Below are 26,298 nucleotides of genomic sequence, written 5' to 3'. Positions count from 1 at the left end.
GCGAGTGCGGCTCAGAGATTGATCATGTGCCCCGCGAGGCCGTGGAAGCCCTCCTGCAGCGCCTCCGACAGCGTCGGGTGGGTGTGCACGTTGCGGGCCGCCTCCAGGGCGGTGAGGTCCCACTTCTGCGCGAGCGTCAGCTCGGGCAGCAGCTCGGACACGTCGGGGCCGATCAGGTGGCCGCCGAGCAGCTCGAGGTGCTCGGCATCCGCGATCAGCTTGACGAAGCCGACCGGCTCGCCCAGGCCGTTGGCCTTGCCGTTCGCGCTGAACGGGAACTTCGCGACCTTGATCTCGCGACCGGTCGCGCGTGCCTGCTCCTCGGTGAGACCGAAGCTGGCGACCTGCGGCTGGCAGAACGTCGCGCGCGGCATCATCCGGTAGTCGCCCAGTGTCTGGGTCTCGGCGCCGGCGATGGTCTCGGCGGCGACCACGGCCTGCGCCTCGGCCACGTGGGCGAGCTGCAGCTTGGCGGTCACGTCGCCGATGGCGTAGATGCCGGGGACGTTGGTGCGCATGTAGTCGTCGATGGCGATCGCGCCGCGCTCGGTCAGGGCGACGCCGGTGGCCTCCAGGCCATAGCCGTTCACGTTCGGAGCGAAGCCGACCGACATGAGCACCTTGCCGGCGTCGATCTCGCCGGGCACGCCGTCGCGGGTCTCGTACGTGACGTGCACGGAGGACCCGTTGTCGGTGACGGTCTTCACCGCGGTGGAGGTGAGGATGTCGATGCCGAGCTTCTTGTACTGCTTCTGGATCTCCTTGGAGACCTCGACGTCCTCGTTGGGGAGGGCGCGGTCGAGGAACTCGATGATGGTGACCTTGACGCCGTAGTTGGCCAGCACGTAGGCGAACTCCATGCCGATGGCGCCGGCGCCGACGATCGCGATGGAGGAGGGCAGCTCGCGGGTGAGGATCTGCTCCTCGAAGGTGACGACGTTCTGGCTCAGCTGCACGCCGGGCAGCAGGCGCACGGTCGAGCCCGTGGCGATGATCGCGTTCTCGAACGTGACCTCTTCGGTCGTGCCGTCGGACTTCGCCACCGAGATGGCCTTGGGCCCGGTGAAGGTGCCGCGACCGTCGTACTCGGTGACCTTGTTCTTCTTCATCAGGAAGTGGATGCCCTTGACGTGGGTCTCCGCGACCTTGCGGCTGCGGTCGAACGCCGCGCCGAAATCGAAGGTCACATCACCCGAGATGCCGAAGAACTCGGCCTTGTGTGTGAAGGTGTGCGCGACCTCGGCGTTCTTCAGGAGCGACTTGGAGGGGATGCATCCGACGTTCAGACACACACCGCCCCAGTACTTCTCCTCGATGATGGCGGTGGACAGTCCGAGCTGAGCGCTGCGGACTGCGGCGACATAGCCGCCAGGGCCCGCGCCGAGGATGACGACATCGTAATGTGGCATGCCCACAAGCCTATCGTCTGAGCCGCGCGCGGGATGAGCACGGTTCTGCAGGAAGACTGCGGATCCCCCTCCCGGTCACCCGATCGCATCCGATAGGCTGGGAGGCCGGAGGAGGGAGACCCGTGACAGACGACAGCAGGAACGGCGCCGGAGGCGCCATCCACCGAAGCGGCGAGCCGCGCCACGATGTGACGCAGACGTTCGGACACGAGTCGGATCTCTCCTTCGTGCCGTTCGGCGCGGACCTCACCGAGGCGGAGGGTGCGGCCATCGAGGCGCTCCCGGCCGGCTCCGCCCTTCTGCTCGTGCGCTCCGGCGCGCTGGCGGGGGCGCGCTACCTGCTCGACGCCGACGTGACCACGGTGGGTCGTCACCCCGAGGCGGACATCTTCTTCGACGACGTGACCGTCTCGCGCCGTCATGCGGAGATCACCCGCGCCGGAGGCGCGTTCGAGATCATCGACCAGCGCTCGCTGAACGGCACGTACGTCAACGGCGAGCGGGTCGATCGCAGCGAGCTGTCCAACGGCTACGAGCTGCGCATCGGCAAGTTCCGGATGAACTTCTTCGTCTCCCCGATCGATCTCCCGACGGCGAACGACTGATGTCGGCGGCCGGAGCCGCACGGGAGCGCACTGCAGCGGGCGCGCTTCTCAGCATCGGCCAGGTTCTGGCACGTCTGGTGCCCGAGTTCTCGCAGCTGACCTCCAGCAAGCTCCGCTTCCTCGAGGTGCAGGGCATCGTCAGCCCCTCGCGCACCGAGTCCGGCTATCGCAAGTTCTCGCCGCACGATGTGCAGCGCCTGCGCACCGCGCTGATCCTGCAGCGCGACCACTACCTGCCGTTGAGCGTCATCCGCGAGCAGCTCGACGAGGCGGAGGCCAAGGGGCAGCCCTGGGCCGACCTCGTCCCGCGGTCGATCACGCCTCCCGCGCGCCGTCACCGACGTGACGAGCTCCTGGCGCGCACGGGTGCCACGCCGCAGCTGCTGAACGACGCCGTCAGCGCCGGCCTCATCGTCGCGTCCGACACCTACACCGATCAGGTGGCCTCGCTGCTGTCGGGGCTGGTCGTGCTGGCCAGGCACGGCATCGAGCCGCGCCACCTGCGCAGCCTGCGCCAGAACGCCGAGCGGGAGGCGGCGCTGATCGAGTCGGCGCTGTCCACGCTGCTGCGCAGGACGGATGCCGCATCCCGCGGCCGCGCTGCCGAGCTGGCCCCGGAGCTGGCCACGCACATCGACTCCGTGCGGAGCCTGATGGTGCGGCAGGCTCTGGATCGAGCGCTTTCGTAACGAACCGGTTGCGACACACCTTCGACGCGACGCTGATGTCGTTGCCGCGGGTGGGGTGCTGCTCTAGCGTTGAGGTATTCGTTCAGGAGAGGACAGAAGCATGAATGCGGATGAGCTGACAGGCGACCCGCGGTTCGTCACCGAACTCCTCTTCACGGACGGTCTCCCCGCCATGGACGACGAGGTCGGCTATCGCGGCGCAGTCGCCGCACGCGCCGCCGGCATCACGTACCGGCAGCTGGACTACTGGGCGCGCACCGAGCTGGTGGTCCCCACGGTCCGCAGCGCCACGGGCTCGGGATCGCAGCGCCTGTACGGCTTCCGCGACATCCTGGTGCTCAAGCTCGTCAAGCGACTGCTGGACACGGGCATCTCGCTGCAGCAGATCCGCACCGCGGTCGAGCAGCTCCGCGCCGCCGGCATCCGCGATCTGGCCGGCACCACGCTCATGAGCGACGGGGCCTCCGTCTACCTGTGCACGTCGAACGATGAGGTCATCGACCTTGTCAGCCGCGGCCAGGGAGTCTTCGGCATCGCCGTCGGCAAGGTCCTGCGCGAGGTGGAGTCCACGCTCGTGGAGTTCGACCCCACGGCGCCCGACCCTGTCGACGAGCTGGCCGCGCGCCGCAAGAAGCGCACTGCCTGACCCTTCACCTCGACGCGCCGAGCCTGTCGAGACGTCGGCTGATCAGGCCAGCGGGCCGTTCTCCGGGACGGGCACGCGACCGGTGCGGATGACGCGGTCCAGCAGCTGGTCGAAATCGCCGGCGAGCTCCTGCGCGGAGTCTCCCGGCCAGATGTGCAGAGGCTTGGCCGCGCCCTGCGCCTGCTGCAGCGACGTGCGCTCCGGCAGCTGAGGGGCCAGCACCAGCGGGCCGAACATGTCGCGCAGCTCCTTGATGCGGAACTGGTGCTCGATGGACTGCGGGCGCACCCGGTTGACGACGATGCCCAGCGGCTGCAGTCGGGGCGAGAGGCCGCGGCGGATCTCCTCGATGGCGCGCAGCGCGCGGTCGGCCGCGGCGACGGAGAACAGCCCGGGCTCGGTCACGACCATCACCCGGTCGCTGGCGGCCCAGGCGGTGCGGGTGAGGGCGTTCAGCGACGGCGCGCAGTCGATGAGCACCAGATCGTACTCGCTCTCGACGGTGGCCAGAGCCTCTTCGAGCTTCCACACGTCGCGCACCGAGGGGTGCGGGCCGTCGAAGTTGATGGCCGACGGGCTGCCGATCAGCAGATCGATCGTGCCGGGGTGCACCTTCGCCCAGCCGCTGGTGGTGATCGCCTGACGGACCACCTTCTCCTTCGGGTTCTCCAGCACGTCGGCGATGTTGAGTCGGCCGGCGATCTGGATGTCCATGCCGGTGGACACATCCGACTGGGGGTCGAGATCGACCACCAGTGTGCGGATGCCACGGGCGAAGGCGGCGGAAGCCAGACCGAGGGTCACGGTCGTCTTGCCGACGCCTCCCTTGAGGGAGCTGACGCTGAGTACGTGCACTCCTACACGTTACCGTGCCCTTCCCGTGAGTCACCTCCGCACGCCTCGGGCGAGTCACGCGGTCGGGAGAGCACCCGGAGTGCCGTTAGTCTGGGGACACACTCAGCCCCCGCTCTGCGCGCAGACCCTGCGCGCATCGACCTCTGAAGAGGTGTGCATGTTCCAGAAGATCCTGGTGGCCAACCGTGGTGAGATCGCGATCCGCGCATTCCGTGCGGCGTACGAGGTGGGGGCGCGCACGGTCGCGGTGTTCCCCTATGAGGACCGCGGGTCCCTGCACCGGCTGAAGGCCGATGAGGCCTACGAGATCGGCGAGCGCGGTCACCCTGTGCAGGCCTACCTGGATGTGGACGGCATCATCCGGGTCGCGCTGGATGCCGGGGCGGATGCCATCTACCCGGGCTACGGGTTCCTGTCCGAGAACCCCGAGCTTGCCGAGAAGGCCGCGGCCGCGGGCATCACGTTCATCGGCCCTCCCGCGCACGTGCTGGAGATGGCGGGCAACAAGGTCGAGGCCAAGCACCACGCCGTCGAGGCGGGCGTGCCCGTGCTGCGCTCGACCGAGGCATCCGACGACATCGACGCGCTCGTCGCGCAGTCCGACGAGATCGGCTTCCCGCTCTTCGCCAAGGCCGTCGCCGGCGGCGGCGGACGCGGCATGCGGCGCGTGGAGAGCAAGGGCGAGCTCGCGCCCGCGCTGGCCGAGGCCATGCGCGAGGCCGGTGCGGCGTTCGGCGACTCGCGGATGTTCCTCGAGCAGGCCGTGCTGCGCCCCCGGCACATCGAGGTGCAGATCCTCGCCGACGCGCAGGGCGAGACCGTGCACCTGTTCGAGCGCGACTGCTCGGTGCAGCGGCGGCATCAGAAGGTCATCGAGATCGCACCGGCGCCCAACCTCGACGAGGCGATCCGCGCCGACCTGCACCGGCACGCCATCGCATTCGCCCGTTCCATCGGCTACCAGAACGCCGGCACCGTGGAGTTCCTGCTGGAGACCACCGGTCCGCGCGCCGGCGAGGTCGTCTTCATCGAGATGAACCCGCGCATCCAGGTCGAGCACACCGTGACCGAAGAGGTCACCGACGTCGACCTGGTGCGCGCGCAGATGCAGATCGCGGCGGGAGCGAGCCTGGCGGACCTGGACCTGCAGCAGGACGACATCCAGCTGCGCGGCGCCGCCCTGCAGTGCCGCATCACCACCGAGGACCCCACGCAGGGCTTCCGCCCCGACACCGGCAAGATCACCACCTACCGCTCGCCGGGCGGTGCGGGCATCCGCCTGGACGGCGGCACCACCGCGGCGGGATCCCAGGTGAGCCCCTACTTCGACTCGATGCTGGCCAAGCTGACCTGTCGCGGGCGCTCGTTCCACAGCGCCGTCGCGCGCGCCCGTCGTGCGCTGGCGGAGTTCCGCATCCGCGGCGTCTCCACCAACATCCCGTTCCTGCAGGCCGTGCTCGACGACCCGTCCTTCGAGGCGGGCGACCTGTCGACCTCGTTCATCGAGGAGCGCCCCGAGCTGCTGCGCGGCCGCGTGTCGAAGGACCGCGGCACGAAGATCCTGCGCTGGCTGGTGGATGCCACGGTCAACAAGCCGCACGGCGAGAACCCGCTGGTGCTGCCGCCGGCGCACAAGCTCCCGGCGCTGGACCTGAGCGCGCCCGCTCCGGCAGGCTCCCGCCAGCTGCTTCTGGAGAAGGGGCCCGCGGCCTTCGCAGCGGCTCTCCGGGCCCAGCAGCCACTCGCCGTCACCGAGACGACCTTCCGTGACGCGCACCAGTCCCTCCTCGCCACCCGCGTGCGCACCAGCGACCTGGTCGCCGTGGCCCCGTATGTGGCCAGGATGACCCCGCAGCTGCTGTCGGTGGAGGCGTGGGGCGGCGCGACCTACGACGTGGCGCTGCGCTTCCTGGGCGAGGACCCCTGGGAGCGGCTCGCGGCCATGCGCGAGGCTCTCCCCAATGTCGCCATTCAGATGCTGCTGCGCGGGCGCAACACAGTCGGCTACACGCCGTACCCCACGGCGGTGACCGACGCGTTCGTGCGCGAGGCCGCCGCCACCGGCGTGGACATCTTCCGCATCTTCGACGCGCTCAACGACGTCTCGCAGATGCGACCGGCCATCGACGCGGTGCTGGGCACCGGCACCGCCGTGGCCGAGGCGGCCCTCTGCTACACGGGCGACCTGCTGAACCCGGCCGAGGACCTGTACACGCTGGATTACTACCTGCGCGTGGCCGAGCAGATCGTCGATGCAGGAGCGCACGTGATCGGCATCAAGGACATGGCGGGCCTCCTGCGCCCGGCCGCGGCGGCGAAGCTCGTCACGGCCCTGCGCGAGCGCTTCGATCAGCCCGTGCACGTGCACACGCACGACACCGCCGGCGGTCAGCTCGCGACCCTGCTGGCTGCCAGTGCGGCAGGAGCGGATGCCGTCGATGCGGCCTCCGCGCCGATGTCGGGCACCACCAGCCAGCCCTCGCTGTCGGCGCTGGTCGCGGCGCTCGCGCACACCGAGCGCGACACCGGCATCGACCTGCAGGCGGTCTCCGACCTGGAGCCGTACTGGGAGGCGCTGCGCCGGCTGTACAAGCCGTTCGAGTCGGGCCTCACCAGCCCCACGGGCCGCGTGTACCACCACGAGATCCCGGGCGGTCAGCTCTCCAACCTGCGCCAGCAGGCCATCGCGCTGGGTCTCGCCGACGACTTCGAGCTCATCGAGGACATGTACGCCGCGGCCGACGACATCCTCGGACGCGTTCCCAAGGTGACGCCCTCCTCCAAGGTCGTCGGCGATCTGGCGCTGCACCTCGCCGCAGTGAAGGCAGACCCGGCCGACTTCGCAGCCAACCCCGAGCACTACGACATCCCCGACTCCGTCGTCGGCTTCATGGCCGGCGAGCTGGGAGATCTGCCCGGCGGCTGGCCGGAGCCGTTCCGCAGCAAGGTGCTCGCGGGCCGCGCCGCGAAGCGCGGGATCACCCCGATCAGCGACGAGCAGCAGACGGCACTGGACGGCACCTCCGCCGAGCGGCGCGCCATGCTCAACGAGCTGCTGTTCCCCGGACCCACCAGGACGTTCCGGCAGAACCGCGAGGAGTACGGTGACCTGTCCGTGCTGGACACTCCGGACTACCTCTACGGGCTGGTCCCGGGCGCCGAGCACGCGGTGCAGATCGAGCGCGGCGTTCGGCTGTACGTCGGCCTGGAGGCCATCGGCGAGGCCGATCCCAAGGGGATGCGCACGGTCATGACCACCCTCAACGGCCAGCTGCGGCCGGTGTCGGTGCGCGATCGGTCGGTCATCGTCGACGTCCGCGAGGCGGAGAAGGCCGACACCTCCAAGCCCGGTCAGGTGGCCGCTCCCTTCTCCGGAGCGGTGACGCTGAAGGTCGAGGAGGGGGCGGTCGTGAAGGCCGGTGATCCGGTGGCATCCATCGAGGCGATGAAGATGGAGGCCGCCATCACGAGCCCCGTCGACGGCGTCGTGGAGCGGCTCGTGATCGCCGAGACCGCGCAGGTCGACGCCGGTGATCTTTTGGTCGTGGTCCGTCCGGCGCACTAACCTTGGGCGGGCGCACTTCTGCGCCGGAGCAGGGAGTTGGTACCGTGACGCCGAAGAACATCGTCGATCCCGACGGGGATGATTCGCTGGGCGTGCTCGATGACACCGCGTCGTCGGACACGATCGCGATAGGCCCGCACGACGGCACCGCCCAGGTCAGCGTGACGCTGCCCACCGGCGGCGATGACGATGATCTGGTCGATGACGAGGTCGTGGGCGGCGAGGTCGTCTCGGATCTCATCATCGACACCTCGGCCGTCGCCGACGACGAGGTGCTCGCCCGGATCAGGCAGGAGAAGCCGGAGATCATCATCGAGCTCCCGGCCGAGGAGGTCCCGGTGGACGTCGAGGCAGCGGAGACCGCGGCGGAGCCTGCCGTCGCCGTCGCCGAGGTCGTCGACGAGCAGGAGACGCCTGTCGCGGAGCCTGCGGCGGATGCTGCGGATGCCGAGGATGGCGGTGTCGAGGATGCTGTCGTCGTGCCGGCGACCGGCGCGGTGCCCACCGCGGACGAGAAGGATGCTCCCGCAGAGCGCGACACCGCTGCCCACCGGACTGCCGCCGTTGCACCCGATCCGGATGCCCTGACGCACAGCGCGATGAAGAAGCCCGGCCGTGCGAAGAAGAAGCACGCTGCCAAGAAGGCGGCTGTGGCCGCGGAGTCGGCTGCACCGGAGCCTGTCGCACCGGCGCCTGTCTCGTCGGAGCCTGTCTCGTCGGAGCCTGTCTCGTCGGGGGAACCCGCTGCACCGGAGCCTCGCGACCCGGTCGCCGCAGGCTCGGAGGCGCCGCCCGCCTCCGAGACACAGCCCGCTGCTGCTGCCGGACTGTCCGAGCTGGAGTCCGCCGTCGCAGCGGCGAAGGCGCAGCTGCGCGAGGCCATGTCGCCCGCGTCGCGCACCGCATCCGAGGAATCCCGTGCCCGCAGGGCCCCCACGTCAGAGGAGAAGACCACCGTGGCCGCCGATGACCGCGCACCCGCATCCCGCCCCGCCGCCGAGCTCGCGCACCGCACCGCGGACCACGAGCACCCCGCCGAGGTGACCCTCGTCTCCAAGCGCATCGACGACCTGGGCGACTCCGGCCGCGAGAGCGCGGATCTGCTCACCGCAGACCGGCTGCTGGATCCCGCGCACCTGACCAGGCCGGAGCCCGAAGGCGCCTGGAGCCACCTGCTGTACGCGGCATCCGGCGGCCGCATCAACATCGGCGACGGGCGCAAGGCGCGCGAGCGCAAGGCGCTGCGCGCCCGCATCGCCGCCCCCATGTCGGGCGACGCGCGATTCGTGCCCGTGCTCTCCCGCAAGGGCGGAGTGGGCAAGACCACCATCACGGCGCTGCTGGGGATGGCTCTGGCCGACGCCCGGGAGGACCGTGTCATCGCCGTCGACGCCAACCCCGACCGCGGCACGCTTGCCGAGCGGATCGTGGGCGGCCACACCAAGTCCGTTCGCGACCTGGTGCGAGCGCAGCACGACATCCGCGGCTTCCACGACCTGTCCGCACTCGTCGCGCGGGATCAGACCCGTCTGGACGTGCTGGCGTCGGATGCCGACCCGCACGTGTCCGAGGCGTTCGGCGATGCGGACTACCGCGACGTCGCGACCGTCGCCGCGCAGTACTACTCCCTGGTGCTCACGGATTCCGGCACCGGCATCGTGCACTCCGTGATGGGCGCCACGCTCGACCTCGCCGACCGGATCGTCGTGGTCTCCGGACTCTCCGTCGACGAGGCGAGGCTGGCGTCCGAGACGCTCACCTGGCTGGAGACCAACGGGTACGCGCAACTGGCCCGCGAGGCCATCGTCGTGCTGAACCAGTCCACGCCCGGCACGCCGCTGGTGCGCCTGGGCGAGCTCGAATCGCACTTCTCCACCCGCGCCGCGCACGTGCTGCGCCTGCCGTACGACCCGCAGATCGCCGGCGGCGGCGCCATCGACTTCGCCGGCCTGCAGCCGCAGACCCGGCGGGCCGTGCGCGAGATCGCCGCGGTGCTGGTCGAGGGCCTGCGGGCGAAGGCCGCCTGATGACGGTCCGTGAGATCCGCCTCTACGGCGACCCTGTGCTGCGCCAGAAGTGCGCGCCCGTCGAGACCATCGACGACGGCATCCGCGCCCTCATCGCCGACCTCGTCGAGACCGTCGAGGTGCCCGGCCGCGCGGGCGTCGCCGCCAACCAGATCGGCGTGGCACTGCGGGCGTTCAGCTACAACATCGACGGCGACATCGGCTACGTCATCAACCCCGTGCTCACCGAGGTGCGGGGCGAGGCCGTGGAGATCGGCGAGGGATGCCTGTCGGTGCCAGGACTGTGGCACGACACGCCCCGGCACCCGTGGGCGCGCGTGGAGGGCATCGACCTCGACGGGAACCCCGTGGTGCTGGAGGGCGAGGGGCTGCTGGCCCAGGCCCTGCAGCACGAGACCGATCACCTGGACGGCATGGTCTACCTGGGGCGGCTGCGGGGCGAGACCCGCAAGCAGGCCATGCGCGAGGTCCGAGAGAGCGACTGGTTCTGAGGACTTCTCAGCCCATCGGGGTCGTCGTGGTGTGCGTGGTCGTCGAGTAGATCTCGGCGATGTCTGCGGCGAAGTCCTTCAGGATCTCGTTGCGCTTGATCGACATCTTCGGCGTGAGGTGGCCGCTCGCCTCGGTCCACTCCACGGGCAGGATGGTGAACTTGCGGATCGACTCGGCGCGCGAGACCGTCTTGTTGGCCCGGTCGATGGCGCGCTGCACCTCGTCGCGGACGGCGGCGTTGGTGCTGGCATCCTGGAGCGACATGTCCGCGGGCAGTCCGTTGTTGGACAGCCAGGCCGGCAGCATCTCCGGATCCAGCGTGATCAGCGCCGAGATGAACGGCTTCTGATCGCCCAGCACCACGACCTGGCTGATGATCGAGTTCGCGCGGATCGGATCCTCGAGCTGGGCGGGGGAGACGTTCTTTCCGCCGGCGGTGACGATGATCTCCTTCTTGCGTCCCGTGATCGTCAGGAAGCCCTCGGAGTCGAAGCTGCCCAGGTCTCCGGTGCGGAACCAGCCGTCGTGGAACGCCGCGGCGGTGGCCTCCGGGTTGTTCCAGTACTCCTTGAACACGTTGATGCCGCGGACCTCGATCTCGCCGTCGTCGGCGAGCCGGATGCCCACGCCGGGGAGAGCGGGCCCGACGGTGCCGATCTTGGACTTGTCGGCGAGGTTGACGGTGGCCGGCGCCGTGGTCTCGGTGAGGCCGTAGCCCTCCAGGATCACCACGCCCAGGCTGTGGAAGAAGTGGCCCAGGCGCGCGCCCAGGGGAGCGGAGCCGGACACGGCGTAGGCGACGTTGCCGCCCATGGCCTCGCGCAGCTTGCCGTAGACGAGCTTGTCGAAGAGCTTGAACTTCAGCTTCAGGCTGAACGGGACCTTCTTCCCCTCTTCGAGGAGGGTGGAGTGCTCGACGGCGACAGCCGCCGCAGCGCGGAAGATCTTGCCCTTGCCGCCGGACTCGGCCTTCTGCTCGGCGGAGTTGTACACCTTCTCGAACACGCGAGGGACCGCCAGCAGGAAGGTGGGCTTGAACGAGCCCAGTGCCGGCAACAGGTTCTTGGTGTCGGGCTGGTGTCCGGTGCGGACGCCGGCGTGGATGGCGAGCACCGAGATGAACCGGGCGAACACGTGCGCCGTGGTGATGAACAGCAGTGTGGACGCGCCTGGCATCGAGACGACGTCGTCGAGCGCCTTCGCGGAGTTGCGCGACAGCTCGACGAAGTTGCTGTGCGTGAGCACGCAGCCCTTCGGGCGTCCGGTCGAGCCGGAGGTGTAGATGAGCGTCGCGATGTCGGATCCGACGGCGAGGTTGCGGCGGCGCTCGATCTCGGCATCCTCCACGTCCACGCCCTTGGCGGTGAGCGTGTCGATGGCGCCGAGGTGCATCTGCCAGACCTCGCGCACCAGCGGAAGGTCGCCGCGCACCTCGTCCACGCGGGCGAAGTGCTCGGGCGACTCCACCATCAGCGCGATGGCGGAGGAGTCCTCCATGATCCAGCGGATCTGGGCGGGGGAACTGGTCTCGTAGATCGGCACCATCACCGCGCCCGCGTAGAACAGGGCGAAGTCGACGAGGGACCACTCGTAGGTGGTCTGCGCGATGAAGCCGACCTTCTCGCCGGGCTGGATGCCGGAGGCGACGAAGCCCTTGGCCAGGGCGATCACCGCCGTCTCGAAGTCCTTGGCGGTGATGTCGCGCCAGCCGGCGCCGTCGGGCACGGAGAACAGCGCCAGATCGGGGGTCTTCTGCACGCGGATCCGCAGCAGGTCGGAAGTGCTGGCCTCGGGGTCGGCGGGGACGATGGCGGGGACTTCGAACTGGGTCACGGCAGCTCCTTCGGTACCGGATTGACGGGTGACACCCCGAGTCTAGGTCATGACATCCAGTCGCAGAAAATCTGACACTCGGTCGCGCGACGGTCGCAGAGCTAGACTTCAGGACGATGTTCTACTGGCTGATGAAGTACGTCGTGATCGGACCGCTGGTCAAAGCGGTCTTCCGACCCTGGATCGTGGGGCGCGAGCGCGTCCCCGCCTCCGGCGCGGCCATCCTGGCGAGCAATCACCTCTCCTTCGCCGACTCGATCTTCCTGCCGCTGCTGCTGGACCGGCCGATGTCCTTCCTGGCGAAGAGCGACTACTTCACCGGGCGCGGGCTGAAGGGATGGGCCACCAAGGTCTTCATGAAGGGCACCGGCCAGATCCCCATCGACCGCTCCGGCGGCAAGGCCTCCGAGGCCTCGCTCAACACCGGTCTGCAGATCCTCGGACGCGGCGATCTGCTGGGCATCTATCCCGAGGGCACCCGCAGCCCCGACGGCAGGCTGTACCGCGGACGCACGGGACTGGCCCGGATGGCGCTGGAGGCCAAGGTCCCCGTCATCCCGGTGGTGATGGTCGACACCGACGTGGTCATGCCCATCGGGCACAGCATCCCGCGCATCGGGCGCGTGGGCGTGCTGATCGGCGAGCCGCTGGACTTCTCCCGCTACGAGGGCATGGAGAACGACCGCTACATCCTGCGCGCGGTGACCGACGAGATCATGGTCGCTCTGCAGCGCCTGGGCGCGCAGGAGTACGACGACGTGTACGCCTCCACGGTCAAGGACCGCCTGCCGCAGCAGGCGTCGAAGCGCCGCTGAACGAGCGGGATCAGCGCACGGTCACAGCGCGATCGCGCGTGTCGCGCGGACACTAAGCTGGGTGGATGCTTCCCTCGCACCCTGAACTCGACGCGTGGCGATCCCTCTCCATCAAGCAGCAGCCGCAGTGGCCGGACGCCGAGCGCGTCGCCGAGGTCTCCGCGCAGATCGCCTCGCTGCCGCCGCTGGTGTTCGCCGGCGAGGTGGATGCGCTGCGCGAGAAGCTCGGGCGCGCGGCGGCAGGCAAGGCCTTCCTGCTGCAGGGCGGCGACTGCGCCGAGACCTTCGCCGGCGCCACGGCGGACCAGATCCGCGATCGCATCAAGACCGTGCTGCAGATGGCCGTCGTGCTCACCTACGGCGCCTCCATGCCGGTCGTGAAGATGGGGCGCATGGCGGGGCAGTTCGCCAAGCCGCGCTCCAGTGACACCGAGACCCGGGGCGACGTCACCCTGCCCGCGTACCGCGGAGACATCGTCAACGGCTACGACTTCACGGAGAAGTCCCGGCAGCCGGATGCCGGCCGTCTGCTGCAGGGCTACCACATGGCCTCCTCGACGCTGAACCTCATCCGCGCGTTCACGCAGGGCGGGTTCGCCGACCTGCGCGAGGTGCACTCCTGGAACAGGGGCTTCGCGCAGAACCCCGCCAACCAGCGCTACGAGCGGATGGCCGCCGAGATCGACCGCGCCATCAAGTTCATGGAGGCCGCGGGCGCGGACTTCGACGAGCTCAAGCGCGTGGAGTTCTTCACGGGTCACGAGGGCCTGCTGATGGACTACGAGCGGCCGATGACCCGCATCGACTCGCGCACCGGCAATCCGTACAACACCTCGGCGCACTTCATCTGGATCGGGGAGCGCACCCGCGGCCTCGACGACGCGCACGTGGACTACTTCTCCCGCATCCGCAACCCCATCGGCGTCAAGCTCGGGCCGACGACGTCGCCCGAGACGGCGCTGGAGCTGATCGACAAGCTCGACCCCGAGCGCGAGCCGGGCCGACTGACCTTCATCACCCGGATGGGGTCGGAGAAGATCCGCGACGCGCTGCCCCCGCTGCTGGAGGCCGTGCGCGATTCCGGCGCCACTCCGCTGTGGGTGACCGACCCCATGCACGGCAACGGCATCACCACCTCCACCGGCTACAAGACGCGTCGTTTCGACGACGTGGTCGACGAGGTGCGCGGATTCTTCGAGGCGCACCGCGCCGCGGGGACGTTCCCCGGCGGCATCCACGTGGAACTCACCGGCGACGACGTCACGGAGTGCCTGGGCGGCTCGGAGCACATCGACGAGGCCACCCTCGCCACGCGCTACGAGAGCCTCTGCGATCCGCGTCTGAACCACATGCAGAGCCTGGAGCTGGCGTTCCTCGTGGCCGAGGAGCTCGAGAAGCGCTGACTCGCCGCGGCGGTGCGCCTCAGCCCTGCAGCTTGAGGGTGAGCGTGACCGTGCCGCCCTTGGGCAGCGTGCCATCGGCGGGCTTCTGCTCGACGACCGTCGCCATGTCTCCGAAGCCGGGGAGGTCTCCCCAGCCCTGGTACTTGGCCTTCAGGCCCAGGCCCTCGAGCTTGGCCTTGGCCTGCGTGAGCGTCATGCCGACGACGTTCGGGACGGTGATGGGCTGCGGCCCCTTCGACACAGTGAGCGTGACGGTGTCGCCCGGGCGCCAGCTGCCGCCGCCGGGACGCTCGGCGGACTGGGAGATCACGGAGCCCTTGTCGACGGTGTCGCTCCACTCCTCGGGCGTGCTGTCGGAGACCTTCAGACGGGCATCCTGCAGCGTCCGCTTCGCGTCGTCGAGCTTCATCCCGGCCACATTCGGCACGGGGCCGAGGGAGACCTGGATGACTGCGGAATCGTCCTCGAACACCTGGCAGCCGTCACCGCAGCCATAGGCGTCACCGCCCGCGCGCGGGGTGATGCGCACATTCAGCACCAGGCCGCTGCCGAGCTTGTCGAAGTACTCCTCGGCGGTGCCTGCGACCTTCAGCCTGTTGGTCTCCAGGATCTGCCGCACCTCGTCGGCCGTTCTGCCTGCGAGCTTCTCGATCGTGTGCTCTGCCGGGCCGGAGGACACGATCAGCGTGATGGAGCTCTCCTTCTCGACGCGCTCGCCCGCGCCGGGCTGGGAGTCGATGACGCTCCCCTCGGCGACGGTGATCGACGACTGCTGCGTGGTGGTCGTGGTGAGGCCCTCGGCCTTGACGGCCTGCTCGGCCTGGGCCAGCGTCATCCCCGCGACCTTCGGCACCGCGATGAGCGATCCCGGCCCGGAGCCGAACCACCAGCCGGCGCCGCCCGCGGCCACGGCCAGCAGCAGCACCAGGGACAGCAGCAGCGCGCCGCGGGCTCGTCGCCGTGCCGTGCGCTGTCTCAGCCTGGCGCCGTTGTCGGTGTCGGAGGGCTCCGGAGTGATGACCTCGGGCAGCACTGCGGTTCCGCTCGGAAGGATCTTCGTCACCGCGCCGGAGTCGTGCCGCACTGATGCTGCGGCGTTCGCGGTGGGGACGGGGGAGACCCCCAGCTCGCGCTCGATCTCCCGCAGCCGGTCCAGCATCGCCTGCGCGTTCAGCGGACGCTCGTCGGGCGACTTGTCCGTCGCCCACAGCACCAGCTCATCGAGCTGATCCGGCACGCCCGGGTTGCGCACGCTGGGGCGGGGCACCTGCTCGGTCGCGTGCTGGAAGGCGATCTGCATGGGCTGCTCGCCCTTGTACGGCTGCTCGCCGACCAGCATCTCGTAGAGCATGATGCCCAGCGCGTAGATGTCGCTGCGGGCATCCGCCGTGCCGCGGGTGACCAGCTCGGGGGCGAGGTAGGCGATGGTGCCCAGCAGCTGGGCGCCGCTGGCGGTGTTCGCGGTGGTGGCGCGTGCCAGGCCGAAGTCGCCGATCTTGATGCGGCCGTCCTCGGCCAGCAGGACGTTCTCGGGCTTGACGTCGCGATGCACGATGCCGGCGCGGTGGGCGGCGGCCAGGCCGGAGAGGATGGCGTCCATGATGGTGACGGTCTGCGTCACGGTGAGGCGCTTCTGCTCGCGCATCAGCTCGCGCAGTGTGATCCCTGGCAGGTACTCCATGACCAGGTATGCGATCTCGCCGTCCTGGCCCTGGTCGAACACGTTCACGACGTGCGGATCCGCCAGCCGCGCCGCCGAGCGGGCCTCCTGGATGAACCTGCTCTGGAAGGCGGAGTCGTCGCTGAGATGCGCGTGCATCACCTTCAGGGCGATGCGCCGCTCGAGCCTCATGTCGGTCGCGACGTACACGGTCGCCATGCCGCCGCGCGCGATCCGCGCGCGGACTCGGTAGCGGCCGTCGACAAGCCGCCCGATGAGGGGGTCGGCCTGCGCAGTGTTCACAGGAAGAGTCTATGAAGAACAGGCTGTGAGCCCCGGGAACGGCTCACCCGCAGAGGTTTCGATCCGATGACGACTGCACCGTCATCGCAGTCCCGCGACCCACTGCATGGCCTGCTGCTCCCACAGGCCGTAGCGCTCGGGGAACGCGGAGATCTGCACGGCCTGAGCGGCCGCGGAGAAGGACTTGCCCTGCCAGCCGGCGATGTCGAGCAGACCGTTGCTGGCGGAGCCGTTGGGGTCGTGCGCGCCGCCGTAGAACACGCGGATGCTGCGCTCCACGTCCATGATCTGCGTGGGAGTGCCCCAGCCCTGGCTGGGGCGCTGCTGGAACAGCCCCAGCGAGTCGCGGTCGCCGTGGTCGAGATTGCGCATCGTCGATTCCACCATGGCCGTGGCGAGTGCGATGGCGATGCCGCGGTCGGAGACGCCCAGCTCACGGCCGATCGCGATGATGCGCAGCGCATGGGCCCGCTGTCCGGCATCCAGTGTCGCGGTGCGCTGAGCGGGAGCGGGGGGAGTGAGGTTCAGGGTCTGCCCGGGGTAGATGATGCTGCCGGTGCCCAGTCCGTTGGCCTGCAGGAGCACCGCGACCGACGTGCCGTACGTGCGGGCGATGCCGAACAGCGTGTCGCCCTTGGCGACGACGTGGGTGCGGGGTGCCGCCGGGGCTGCGGGCTTCGGGGAGGCCACGGGCGCGGCCGAGGAGGCCGGCACCGGAGCCGGGGCGGATGCCGTGGGGATGGTCAGCTTCTGTCCTGGCATGATCATGGCGGAGCGCCCGAGACCGTTGGCGGACATGATCGCTGCGACGGTGGTGCCGTAGCGGCGCGCGATCGCGTACACGGTGTCTCCGCGAGCGACGGTGTGGGTCCTCGCTGAGGGCGCCGCGGGGGCGGAGGGTGCCGCGGCCGCGGAGGGGGACGCCGGGGCGGTCAGGCGCAGGGGCTGGCCGGGCTGGATGATCGATCGCCAGCCCAGCCCGTTCCACGCCAGCACGTCGGCGGGGCGGAGCCCGTTGCGGATCGCGATGGCGGACACGGTGTCGCCGGGCCGCACGACGTACGTCGTGGGCCTGGCCGAGGACAGGTGCGCGGCGTCAGCCGCTCGCGGTGTGACGGTGGGGAGCACTCCGCTCGGCGCCTGCTGAGTGCGAACCGGCTCCGCGGCGTTCGAGGGCGTCGCGGCGATCACGGCAGCGAGGGTGCCGATGACAGCAGCTGGTGCTCCGAGTCTGATCGCCATCGACCGGGTCGAGCGAGTGTGCACGAGAACCCCCCTGATTTCCTGTAGACACGCTGACACGTATGTAAAGAGTTGTCAACAGAAGTGGCTGGTGTGACTGGAGTTACTGAATGTCGGCGGCGTGCAGGGGATGAGATAGTGGATGCGTGCCTGAGAACGCTCCCGAAATCACCGACTGGCTGACGATCCCCGACCTCGCCGATGCGCTGGACGAGACTCCCGGCCGCGTGCGGCGGCTGCTCGACGAGCACTTCCTGATCGGCTCCCGACGCAACGGCGCCTTCGCAGTTCCCGCGGCGTTCATCGTCGACGGTCGGCCGCTGTCGTCGCTGCGCGGCACGATCATCGCGCTGCAGGATGTCGCCTTCAGCGACGACGAGGTCATCGACTGGCTGTTCACCGAGGAGGACACCCTCGGGCGCACGCCCATCGCCGCCCTCCTCGACGGGCACAAGAGCGAGGTGCGGCGGGTCGCGCGCACGCTGGCCTGAGCTCAGGCCGTCCGCGTGATGGCCGCCGCTCCCAGTGCGCGCATCGCCTCGGCCGCGTCGCCAGGGATCCCGGCGTTCGCCAGAGCCCGCTCGGCGTCGTCCGTGAACCCGGAGATCATCCGCTCCATGCGCTCCACCGCCTCGGTTCCGCGGATCAGCTCCTGCAGCCCGGAGATCGCCTGATCGGACAGGTCGCGATCGCCCAGTGCGGCATCCAGGCGCTCGCGATCGGCATCCGAGAGCTCCTCGCGGGCGATCGCGATCAGCGCGGTGCGCTTGCCCTCGCGCAGATCGTCGCCGGTCGGCTTGCCGGTGAGGGCGGGATCGCCGAAGACGCCCAGCATGTCGTCGCGCAGCTGGAAGGCCATGCCGACCGGGTGGCCGAAGTCGCGCAGCGAGGCCAGCAGAGTGGCATCCGCCCCCGCCAGCGTCGCACCCAGCAGGATCGGCTCGACCACGCTGTAGCGCGCGGACTTCAGTGATGCCACGCGCAGTGCGCGCTCGAGCAGGGCTCCGGGATCGCTGACGCTCCAGGCGGACTCCTCGGCGATGTCCAGCATCTGCCCCACGGTCACGTCCCGGCGCATCCGGGCGTACTCCGCGCGGACGGCCGCGGCGTGCGGATGCCCGAGCAGCGACTCCTCGAGCAGATCGTCGCTCCAGGCCACGAGCAGGTCGCCCAGCAGCACGGCCGAGGATCGGCCGAACGCCTCGGCGTCGCCATGCCAGCCGGCATCGCGATGCGCGGACTCCAGCGCGCGGTGCGAGGCAGGCCGGCCCCGGCGCGTGTCGGAGTTGTCGATGAGGTCGTCGTGAACGAGTGCGGCGGACTGGAAGATCTCCAGCGCCGCGCACAGGCCCCACAGCGCTTCGGAGCCGTCCTGCGATCCCGCGGCGGCGATCCAGCCGGCATGGCAGAACCTCGCGCGCAGGCGCTTCCCGCCGGCCAGCGTGGCCGCCGCGGCATCGAGGAACAGCACGGCATCCGGGCCGTACTCGCCGCCGGCCGATCTCATTCGGGCCAGGAAGGCGTCGATGCGGGCCGCGACGGCATCCGACACAGGAGAAGAAGGCACGATTCCCAGCCTAGATGCAGGAATTCGGCGACGGTCCGCTAGCCGCTCGACCCGGGCACGGGTAGAGTGGAAGGAACGAACCAAGGGGGTCGGAGATGCCTCTTTCCGAACAAGAGCAGCGCATGCTCGACGAGATGGAACGCCATCTTCTCAAGCACGATGCGGATGTCGTGACGGCGCCGTCCGGCGATCGCTCGCTCAGTTATCGCAATCTCGTCTATGGGGCGCTCCTGCTGCTCGTGGGCGTCGGGGGCCTGATCGCCGCCGTCGTCGCCAGCACGGGCCTCGGTCCTGTGGGCATCATCATCGGCGTCGTCGCGTTCCTGGCCATGCTGGGCGGCGCGATGCTCGCCTTCACCCCTGTGCGCCGCACCGCCGATTCCCTCGCACCGGAGGATGCCAAGCCTCGGGCTGCCCGTCCCCGCGACGCCTCCTTCATGGATCGCATGAACGATCGGTGGGATCGTCGGCAGGACGAGCACTGATCTGATCCCCCTGCGAAGCCCGGATGCCTGGCATCCGGGCTTTCTCATGTTCTGGAGGCTGTGAGCAGCGGCGCGCCTGCACCCGCCCTCCACTTTCCCTCCACTTTCCCTCCACCTCACTCCGCCCCCGTGAATCCGCGTGATTCCGGGGGTTCTGCCATGCGTGCAGTATGAGACTCTGAGAATGGGCGCTATTTGTTGTAGGAAAGTGGAGGGTTGTGGAGTAAAGTGGTGCGCACCTCGAATTGGCCGGATGCAGAGGGGGTGATGGTCGATGCTGCTGGGTACTCACACGCCGAAGCTGGATGACAAGGGGCGCGTGATCCTGCCTGCGAAGTTCCGCGAGGATCTCGCCGGCGGCATCGTGGTCACCCGCGGGCAGGAGCACTGCCTGTACGTGTACAGCACCGCCGAGTTCGAGGCGCAGCACGAGCGGATCCGCCAGGCCCCGCTGACCGACAAGCAGGCGCGCAGCTTCCTGCGCATGTTCCTCTCCGGCGCGAGCCAGGAGATGCCCGACAGCCAGAACCGCATCACCATTCCCGCTCACCTTCGGCAGTACGCGGGCCTGGAGAAGGAGCTGGTGGTCACGGGAGTCGGCGCGCACGCCGAGATCTGGGACGCGGCCGCATGGCAGGCGTACCTGGAGAGCAACGAAGAGACCTACGCAGATCTGGAACAGGAGGTGATTCCCGGACTTTTCTGACCACGGCTGTGATGCCTCGCCGCTCAGCCCCGACACACTTCCCCGGTGCCGGGTCGAGCGGAGAGGAATCAGAGCCGGAGGTCACGGGATAGACGACCATGAGCCTCCGCGACATCCACACCCCGGTGCTCCTCGAGCGCTGCATCGAGCTGCTGGCGCCCGCACTCGCACACGACGGCGCCGTGCTCGTCGACGCCACGCTCGGCATGGGCGGCCACTCCGAGGCCTTCCTGGAGAGATTTCCGAACATCCGGCTGATCGGCCTGGACCGCGACACCGACGCGCTGCGCATCGCGGGGGAGCGGCTCGCACCGTTCTCGGATCGCCTCACGCTCGTGCACAGCGTGTACGACGAGATCGGCCTGCACGCCCAGGGCGCCTCGGCGATCCTCTTCGACCTGGGCGTCTCGTCGCTGCAGCTTGATGAGACCGATCGCGGCTTCGCCTACTCCAAGGACGCGCCGCTGGACATGCGGATGGACCAGACCAAGGGACGCACGGCCGCCACGATCCTCGCCGAGTACAGCGAGGGGCAGCTGCGCCGCATCTTCGAGCGCTACGGCGAGGAGAAGCTGGCAGGCCGCTACGCGCGTTTCATCGTGGAGGCTCGTGAGCAGCATCCGCTGACCCGCTCCGGCGAACTCGTCGATCTGCTCATCGCCGCCACTCCGGCAGCCGTCCAGCGCGCAGGGCACCCCGCCAAGAGGGTGTTCCAGGCGCTGCGGATCGAGGTCAACTCCGAGCTGAGCGTGCTGGCCGACGCCATCCCGTCCGCCATGGACGCGCTGAACGTCGGCGGGCGCATCGCGGTGATGGCGTACCAGTCGCTGGAGGACCGCCTGATCAAGCAGGCGTTCGCGGCGGCTGCGGCCTCGACGGCCCCTGCCGGGCTTCCTGTCGTGCTCCCCGAGCACGCTCCGCGCTTCAAGATCCTCACCAAGGGCGCCGAGCTCGCCGGTGACGAGGAGCGCGCCCGCAACCCCCGAGCCATCCCGGTGCGCCTGCGCGCCGCCGAGAAGCTGCGGGAGAGCGCATGAGCCTGCTGAACGCCCGCATCCAGCCGCGCATCCAGCCGCGCACGTCTCCGAAACCCGATCGCGCACTGCGCCCGGTCGAGGCTCCGGCGACCTCGCGCCGCAGGCCGCGGATCGCCTATGCGGCCCTCGCCGTCGGGGGAGCGCTCGCGATCGGCGTCGCGCAGATGGGCGTGTCGCTGGCCTCCACGCAGGACGCTTTCACGCTGGCGAAGCTCAACAACTCGCAGCACGAGCTGAACCTGCAGAAGCGCGCACTGAACGACGAGATGGTCGCGCTCAGCTCGCCGCAGGCGCTGGCGGCCAAGGCGGATGCCCTGGGCCTGGTCATCGCCGGTTCCGCGTCGTACCTCCGACTCAGCGACGGCGCCGTGCACGGCGCGGGCGACGGCGCGTCGTGGATCTCCACCGTGGCTCCCAACGGTGCCACCAAGGTGGGCAATGCGCTGCTGCCGCCGCCCGTGGCAGCCAACCAGACGCCGGCGGGCGACGCGCCCGCGGATGGTGCAGCGGCTGACGGCGCGGCCGCGGACACGGCCCCCGTCGAACCCGCACTGCCGCCGACGATCTCCGACGGACTTCCGTCACCGACCACTCGCTAGCCCACTCAGGACGGAGTCCGCCGCATGACCACACGCGCCACCCGCGGCACGCGACGACGCACCGTCGTCGCCCTCGCGGTGATCCTCGCCGTGCTGTCCGCCTTCGTCCTGCGGCTGGTCGACATCCAGATCGTGCACGCCGACGACAACGTCGCCCAGTCTCTGGAGATGCTCGGCACCAAGACCGTGGTTCCGGGGGCACGCGGTGACATCGTCGACGAGAACGGCACCGTGCTGGCATCCGACACCACGGTCTACGACCTGCAGTTGGACCCGAAGGTGATCCAGGACTACGAGGACCAGCCCGATCCGAAGAAGAAGCCGAAGCTGTCGTGGGCCGAGGCCAGCGCCAGGATCGCCGAGATCGTCGGCATGACCGGCGATGACGTGCGCGGCATCGTGGCATCCGCGCTGGCGAAGAACCGCTTCTCGCAGTACGCGCCGATCAAGAAGGGGCTGAGCACCGAGCAGCACCTCGCGCTGAGGGACCTGAAGCTGGCGTACGTCTACGACAAGCCCCGGTCCGTGCGGGTGTACCCCAACGGCGCAGTGGCCGGCAACCTCGTCGGCTTCCTCAACGGCGCGGGTGACCCGCAGTACGGCGTGGAGCGCCTGGACCAGAAGTGCCTGGCCGCGACCAACGGATCCATCTCGTATCAGCGCGGCCAGGGTGGCGTCCGAATCCCGGGCAGCGAGCGCACGGTGCCGGCAACCGACGGCGGCACGGTCAAGCTCACCATCGACAGTGACCTGAACTGGTATCTGCAGCAGCTGATCGCCGAGCAGACGGTCAAACAGGGCGCGAAGTCCGGCACCATCACCGTCGTGGAGGCGAAGACCGGCAAGATCCGGGCAGCGGCCGAGTACCCGGCCGTGGACCCCAACAACATCAACGGCGTCGCACCCGCGTTCTGGAAGTCGCATGTCTTCTCCGACGCGTATGAGCCGGGCTCGACGTTCAAGGCCATCACCGCCGCGTCCGTCATCGACCAGGGCAAGGCCACCCCGCTCTCGCACGTCACCGCACCCTCGCGGCAGGAGTTCCCCAACGGCGCCGTCGTGAACGACCCGTTCCAGCACCCGGTCTACGAGTACACGCTGGCCGGTGCTCTGATCGACTCGTCCAACGTCTCGCTGTCGAAGTTCGGCTCGATGGTCACGCCGCAGAGTCGCTATGACTATCTGAAGAAATTCGGGGTCGGCGACGGGACCGCGGTCGGGTTCCCGGCCGAGGCGGACGGGCTGCTGGACGAGCCGTCCAAGTGGGACAGCCAGTCGCTGTACACCACCACGTTCGGCCAGCACTTCACCGTCAGCCCTGCGCAGATCGCCGGCGCGTACCAGGCCTTCGCCAACGGCGGCAAGAAGATCGACCTGTCGCTGGTGGAGTCCTGCACGGCACCGGATGGGACCGTCACACAGGTCGACAAGCCCAAGAGCGAGCAGATCATCAAGCCCGAGACCGCGGCCGAGGTGCGGCAGATGCTGGAGAACGTGGCCGTGCAGGGCTCGACCGCCAAGATGGTCGCCGTGCCGGGGTACCGGATAGGCATCAAGACCGGCACCGCGCAGAAGTCCGACGGGCACGGCGGGCTGAAGAAGGGCGTCTACTTCACGAACATGGTCGGCATCGCGCCGATCGAGGATCCGCAGTACGTCGTTGTGGTCACGCTCGACGAGCCGACTAGAATCAGATCTTCGGCAGCGACCGCGGAAGCCTTCCAGAAGGCGATGACGCAGGTGCTGAAGACCTACCGCGTCGCGCCGTCCACGCAGCCCATGGGCGCGCTGCTCCCGAAATTCAACTAGCCGGCCGCTGGCCGCGCAGGAAGAAAGATCTATGATCGCGCTGTCGCTCGCACAGGTCGCCGAGATCCTCGGTGGTGAACTGCACCTCGCAGGCGCGGATTCGCCGCAGACCGTGGTCTCGGGATCGGTGGACACGGATTCCCGGGAGATGACGGACGGGTCGATCTTCGTGGCGAAGCCCGGCGAGACCACCGATGGGCATCTGTTCGTCGACGCGGCCGTCGCGAACGGCGCGACCCTGGCGATCGTCGAGCACGTCGTCGATGCAGCCGTGTCCCAGATCGTCGTCGCGGATGCCGTGCAGGCTCTCGCCGACCTCGCCCGTGCGGTGGTCGCACGCGTGCGGGATGCCGGAGAGCTGAGGATCGTCGGGATCACCGGCTCCAACGGCAAGACCACCACGAAGAACATGCTGGCGCGCATCCTGCAGGACGAGGGCGAGACCGTCGCGCCCGTCCGTTCCTACAACAACGAGGTCGGCGCCCCGCTGACCATGCTGCGCGTGACAGACTCCACCCGCTATCTCGTCAGCGAGTTCGGCGCCGCGGGGCCCGGCAGCATCGCCCGCCTCGCCGGACTCGTCGAGCCGGATGTGGCCGTCGTGCTGATGGTGGGCATGGCGCACGCCGGCGGGTTCGGCGGAATCGAGGCCACGGCCAAGGCGAAGTCCGAGCTCGTGCAGGTCGCGCGGGCCGGCGGTGCAGCGGTGCTGAACACCGACGACCCGCGGGTGTGGGCCATGCGAGAGCTGGCCGCGGAGCGGGGACTGAGAGTGGTGGGCTTCGGCCAGTCGCCCATCGCCGATGTACGCGCCGAAGATCTCGTCGTGTCGGCCTCCGGCACCACGAGCACCATCGTGCACGGGACGGAGCGGCTCCCGCTGCATCTGCAGGTGCTGGGGGCGCACCACGTCTCCAATGCGCTGGCGGCCATCTCCGCGGCGAGCGTGCTGGGGGTGCCCGTCGCCTCATCGATCGCGAGGCTCGAGACCGTCCAGGTCGCCGAGCGCTGGCGCATGCAGCCGATGGGCAACGAGCACGTGCGCATCATCAACGACGCGTACAACGCCAGTCCCGACTCCATGGCCGCCGCCCTGCGCACGCTCGCGCAGATCACGGGCCCGGGGGAGCGCACCGTCGCGGTGCTCGGCGCGATGAGCGAGCTGGGGGAGGCCTCGGGCGAGGAGCACGACAAGATCGGGCTGCTGGCCGTGCGCCTGAACATCCAGCGCATCGTCGTCGTGGGGGCCGAGGCCCGCAGGCTGTACCTGGCCGTCGTCGGCGAGGGCTCGTGGGACAGTGAGGCCGTGCACATCCTCGATCAGGATGCCGCCTTCGAGTACCTGCGCGGCGAGCTGCGCGACGGCGACCGCGTGCTCGTGAAGTCGTCGAACTCCGTCGGGCTCCGGCATCTCGGCGATCGTCTGGGAGAATTGTTCTCGTGAGGTCCCTTCTTATGGCGACCGCGATATCGCTCGCCTTCTCGCTCTTCCTGACCCCGGTGTTCCTGAAGGGCTTCCGGCGCATCGGCTGGGGCCAGGTGATCCGCACGCCCGAGAACATCGCCAACCCCAGTCACGCGGCCAAGCGCGGCACGCCCACCATGGGCGGGGTGATCTTCATCCTCGGCACGATCGTCGGCTACTTCGCCGGCACGTTCTTCGGCGGCATGACGCCCGGGCTCTCGGCCATCCTCGTGCTGTGGCTGATGGTGGGCTTCGGCGCGGTGGGCTTCATCGACGACTACATGAAGGTGCGCAGCCAGCGCAGCCTGGGCCTGTCCGGCTGGCGCAAGATCGTCGGGCAACTGCTCGTGCTGGTGCCGTTCGCGATCGTCGGACTGAACTTCCCCAACGAGTTCGGCCAGTTCCCGGCCAGCGGCTCCGTCTCGCTGTTCCGCGACATCTCCTGGCTGAACCTGTTCGCCTTCGGCGCCGTGCTGGGCTGGATCCTGTACCTCGTCTGGATCGCCGTGATCGGCGTGGCGACCTCCAACAGCGTCAACCTCACCGACGGCCTGGACGGGCTGGCCGCGGGCTCCGGCATCTTCGTGGTGGGCTCCTACGGGCTCATCGCGTTCTGGCAGTTCAAGCAGCTCTGCGTGGGCGAGGGCGCCCACGCCGTCGGCTGCTACGAGGTGCGCGAACCCCTCAACCTCGCGATCGTCGCCGCGGCGTTCGTCGGCGGACTGATCGGCTTCCTGTGGTGGAACGCGCCCAAGGCCAAGGTGTTCATGGGCGATGTCGGCTCGATGGCCATCGGCGGCGTGATCACGGCGCTGGCCGTGCTGACCCGCACCGAGCTGCTGCTGCTGATCATCGCCGGCATCTTCGTGCTGTCCTCCGGCTCCGTCATCCTTCAGCGGGCGTACTTCAAGATCACCGGGGGCAAGCGGCTGTTCCTGATGAGCCCCTTCCACCACCACCTGGAGATGCGCGGCTGGGCCGAGGTCACGATCGTCGTGCGGCTGTGGATCATCGCGGGGCTGCTGGCCGCATCCGCTGTCGGGCTGTTCTACGTCGACTGGTTCGCTCAGGCGACGGCGGGCTGAG

22 protein-coding genes are annotated in these 26,298 nt (G+C 69.3%); 16 read left to right on the top strand and 6 right to left on the bottom strand.

Annotated elements, in window-relative coordinates:
* Window positions 1-11: 11 nt before the first annotated feature.
* The gene (lpdA, locus tag Q0568_RS01395; protein WP_298861035.1) at window positions 12-1,409 is read right to left on the bottom strand and encodes a dihydrolipoyl dehydrogenase; all 1,398 of its coding nucleotides are present in this window, start codon (window positions 1,407-1,409) and stop codon (window positions 12-14) included.
* Between the two features lie 122 nt (window positions 1,410-1,531).
* Here lpdA and Q0568_RS01390 point away from each other — a divergent pair, with 122 nt between their 5' ends.
* From Q0568_RS01390 to Q0568_RS01380, 3 genes are all read left to right on the top strand, one after another.
* The gene (locus Q0568_RS01390) at window positions 1,532-2,014 is read left to right on the top strand and encodes an FHA domain-containing protein (RefSeq protein WP_298861032.1); all 483 of its coding nucleotides are present in this window, start codon (window positions 1,532-1,534) and stop codon (window positions 2,012-2,014) included.
* The gene (locus Q0568_RS01385) at window positions 2,014-2,703 is read left to right on the top strand and encodes a MerR family transcriptional regulator (RefSeq protein ID WP_298861029.1); all 690 of its coding nucleotides are present in this window, start codon (window positions 2,014-2,016) and stop codon (window positions 2,701-2,703) included. The genes Q0568_RS01390 and Q0568_RS01385 overlap by 1 nt, the downstream gene beginning before the upstream one ends.
* Window positions 2,704-2,803: 100 nt before the next feature.
* A complete protein-coding gene (locus tag Q0568_RS01380) occupies window positions 2,804-3,349 on the top strand; it encodes a MerR family transcriptional regulator (protein ID WP_298861026.1) in 546 nt (181 codons plus the stop codon).
* 42 nt (window positions 3,350-3,391) lie between these two features.
* Here the strand turns inward: Q0568_RS01380 and Q0568_RS01375 are convergent, their stop codons facing one another.
* On the bottom strand, window positions 3,392-4,204 hold the full coding sequence (locus Q0568_RS01375; RefSeq protein ID WP_298861023.1) for a ParA family protein: 813 nt from the start codon (window positions 4,202-4,204) through the stop codon (window positions 3,392-3,394).
* 157 nt (window positions 4,205-4,361) lie between these two features.
* On the opposite strand from Q0568_RS01375, the gene Q0568_RS01370 reads away from it, so the two are divergent.
* From Q0568_RS01370 to def, 3 genes are read left to right on the top strand one after another with little or no spacing between them, the layout of a single operon-like run.
* Window positions 4,362-7,769, top strand: coding sequence for a pyruvate carboxylase (locus tag Q0568_RS01370; protein ID WP_298861020.1), 3,408 nt, complete (start codon window positions 4,362-4,364; stop codon window positions 7,767-7,769).
* Window positions 7,770-7,813: 44 nt separating this feature from the next.
* Window positions 7,814-9,796, top strand: a complete 1,983-nt coding sequence (locus Q0568_RS01365) for a MinD/ParA family protein (RefSeq protein ID WP_298861017.1) — start codon at window positions 7,814-7,816, stop codon at window positions 9,794-9,796.
* Window positions 9,796-10,287 (top strand): peptide deformylase, encoded by a 492-nt coding sequence (gene def / locus Q0568_RS01360; protein WP_298861015.1) that lies wholly within the window; start codon window positions 9,796-9,798, stop codon window positions 10,285-10,287. The genes Q0568_RS01365 and def overlap by 1 nt, the downstream gene beginning before the upstream one ends.
* A 7-nt stretch (window positions 10,288-10,294) precedes the next feature.
* On the opposite strand, the gene Q0568_RS01355 is transcribed toward def, so the two are convergent.
* Window positions 10,295-12,121, bottom strand: a complete 1,827-nt coding sequence (locus tag Q0568_RS01355) for a long-chain fatty acid--CoA ligase (RefSeq protein ID WP_298861013.1) — start codon at window positions 12,119-12,121, stop codon at window positions 10,295-10,297.
* A 116-nt stretch (window positions 12,122-12,237) separates the two neighbouring features.
* Between Q0568_RS01355 and Q0568_RS01350 the strand changes: the two genes are divergently transcribed.
* Both Q0568_RS01350 and Q0568_RS01345 read left to right on the top strand, forming a co-directional pair.
* Window positions 12,238-12,936 (top strand): 1-acyl-sn-glycerol-3-phosphate acyltransferase, encoded by a 699-nt coding sequence (locus tag Q0568_RS01350; RefSeq protein WP_298861010.1) that lies wholly within the window; start codon window positions 12,238-12,240, stop codon window positions 12,934-12,936.
* 65 nt (window positions 12,937-13,001) lie between these two features.
* On the top strand, window positions 13,002-14,339 hold the full coding sequence (locus tag Q0568_RS01345) for a class II 3-deoxy-7-phosphoheptulonate synthase (RefSeq protein WP_298861007.1): 1,338 nt from the start codon (window positions 13,002-13,004) through the stop codon (window positions 14,337-14,339).
* A gap of 19 nt (window positions 14,340-14,358) precedes the next feature.
* Here Q0568_RS01345 and pknB read toward each other — a convergent pair whose 3' ends face one another.
* The gene (gene pknB / locus Q0568_RS01340; protein ID WP_298861004.1) at window positions 14,359-16,302 is read right to left on the bottom strand and encodes a Stk1 family PASTA domain-containing Ser/Thr kinase; all 1,944 of its coding nucleotides are present in this window, start codon (window positions 16,300-16,302) and stop codon (window positions 14,359-14,361) included.
* A gap of 81 nt (window positions 16,303-16,383) precedes the next feature.
* The gene (locus Q0568_RS01335; protein WP_298861001.1) at window positions 16,384-17,544 is read right to left on the bottom strand and encodes a LysM peptidoglycan-binding domain-containing protein; all 1,161 of its coding nucleotides are present in this window, start codon (window positions 17,542-17,544) and stop codon (window positions 16,384-16,386) included.
* A gap of 146 nt (window positions 17,545-17,690) precedes the next feature.
* On the opposite strand from Q0568_RS01335, the gene Q0568_RS01330 reads away from it, so the two are divergent.
* Complete coding sequence (locus Q0568_RS01330; RefSeq protein WP_298860998.1) at window positions 17,691-18,035, top strand: Rv2175c family DNA-binding protein; 345 nt, start codon at window positions 17,691-17,693, stop codon at window positions 18,033-18,035.
* A gap of 2 nt (window positions 18,036-18,037) precedes the next feature.
* On the opposite strand, the gene Q0568_RS01325 is transcribed toward Q0568_RS01330, so the two are convergent.
* Window positions 18,038-19,111, bottom strand: coding sequence for a polyprenyl synthetase family protein (locus tag Q0568_RS01325; protein ID WP_298860993.1), 1,074 nt, complete (start codon window positions 19,109-19,111; stop codon window positions 18,038-18,040).
* A 95-nt stretch (window positions 19,112-19,206) separates the two neighbouring features.
* On the opposite strand from Q0568_RS01325, the gene Q0568_RS01320 reads away from it, so the two are divergent.
* The 7 genes from Q0568_RS01320 (at window position 19,207) to mraY (ending at window position 26,297) form a co-directional block, all read left to right on the top strand.
* Entirely contained in the window at window positions 19,207-19,596 is a 390-nt protein-coding gene (locus Q0568_RS01320) for a DUF3040 domain-containing protein (protein ID WP_298860990.1), read from the top strand.
* Between the two features lie 274 nt (window positions 19,597-19,870).
* The gene (gene mraZ / locus Q0568_RS01315; protein WP_298860987.1) at window positions 19,871-20,302 is read left to right on the top strand and encodes a division/cell wall cluster transcriptional repressor MraZ; all 432 of its coding nucleotides are present in this window, start codon (window positions 19,871-19,873) and stop codon (window positions 20,300-20,302) included.
* Between the two features lie 98 nt (window positions 20,303-20,400).
* A complete protein-coding gene (gene rsmH / locus Q0568_RS01310) occupies window positions 20,401-21,339 on the top strand; it encodes a 16S rRNA (cytosine(1402)-N(4))-methyltransferase RsmH (RefSeq protein ID WP_298860984.1) in 939 nt (312 codons plus the stop codon).
* Window positions 21,336-21,938 (top strand): hypothetical protein, encoded by a 603-nt coding sequence (locus Q0568_RS01305; RefSeq protein WP_298860981.1) that lies wholly within the window; start codon window positions 21,336-21,338, stop codon window positions 21,936-21,938. Before rsmH ends, Q0568_RS01305 begins: the two co-directional genes overlap by 4 nt.
* 24 nt (window positions 21,939-21,962) lie before the next feature.
* Complete coding sequence (locus tag Q0568_RS01300; RefSeq protein WP_298860978.1) at window positions 21,963-23,747, top strand: penicillin-binding protein 2; 1,785 nt, start codon at window positions 21,963-21,965, stop codon at window positions 23,745-23,747.
* Between the two features lie 31 nt (window positions 23,748-23,778).
* Window positions 23,779-25,191 (top strand): UDP-N-acetylmuramoyl-tripeptide--D-alanyl-D-alanine ligase, encoded by a 1,413-nt coding sequence (gene murF / locus Q0568_RS01295; protein WP_298860973.1) that lies wholly within the window; start codon window positions 23,779-23,781, stop codon window positions 25,189-25,191.
* Entirely contained in the window at window positions 25,188-26,297 is a 1,110-nt protein-coding gene (gene mraY / locus Q0568_RS01290; RefSeq protein WP_298860970.1) for a phospho-N-acetylmuramoyl-pentapeptide-transferase, read from the top strand. The genes murF and mraY overlap by 4 nt, the downstream gene beginning before the upstream one ends.
* The last annotated feature ends 1 nt before the right edge of the window (window position 26,298 follow it).

This window comes from uncultured Microbacterium sp., assembly GCF_937927635.1.
Classification (GTDB): domain Bacteria; phylum Actinomycetota; class Actinomycetes; order Actinomycetales; family Microbacteriaceae; genus Microbacterium.
The sequence above is the reverse complement of the archived record's forward strand: the minus strand, read 5'-3'. Positions and strand labels throughout refer to the sequence as shown.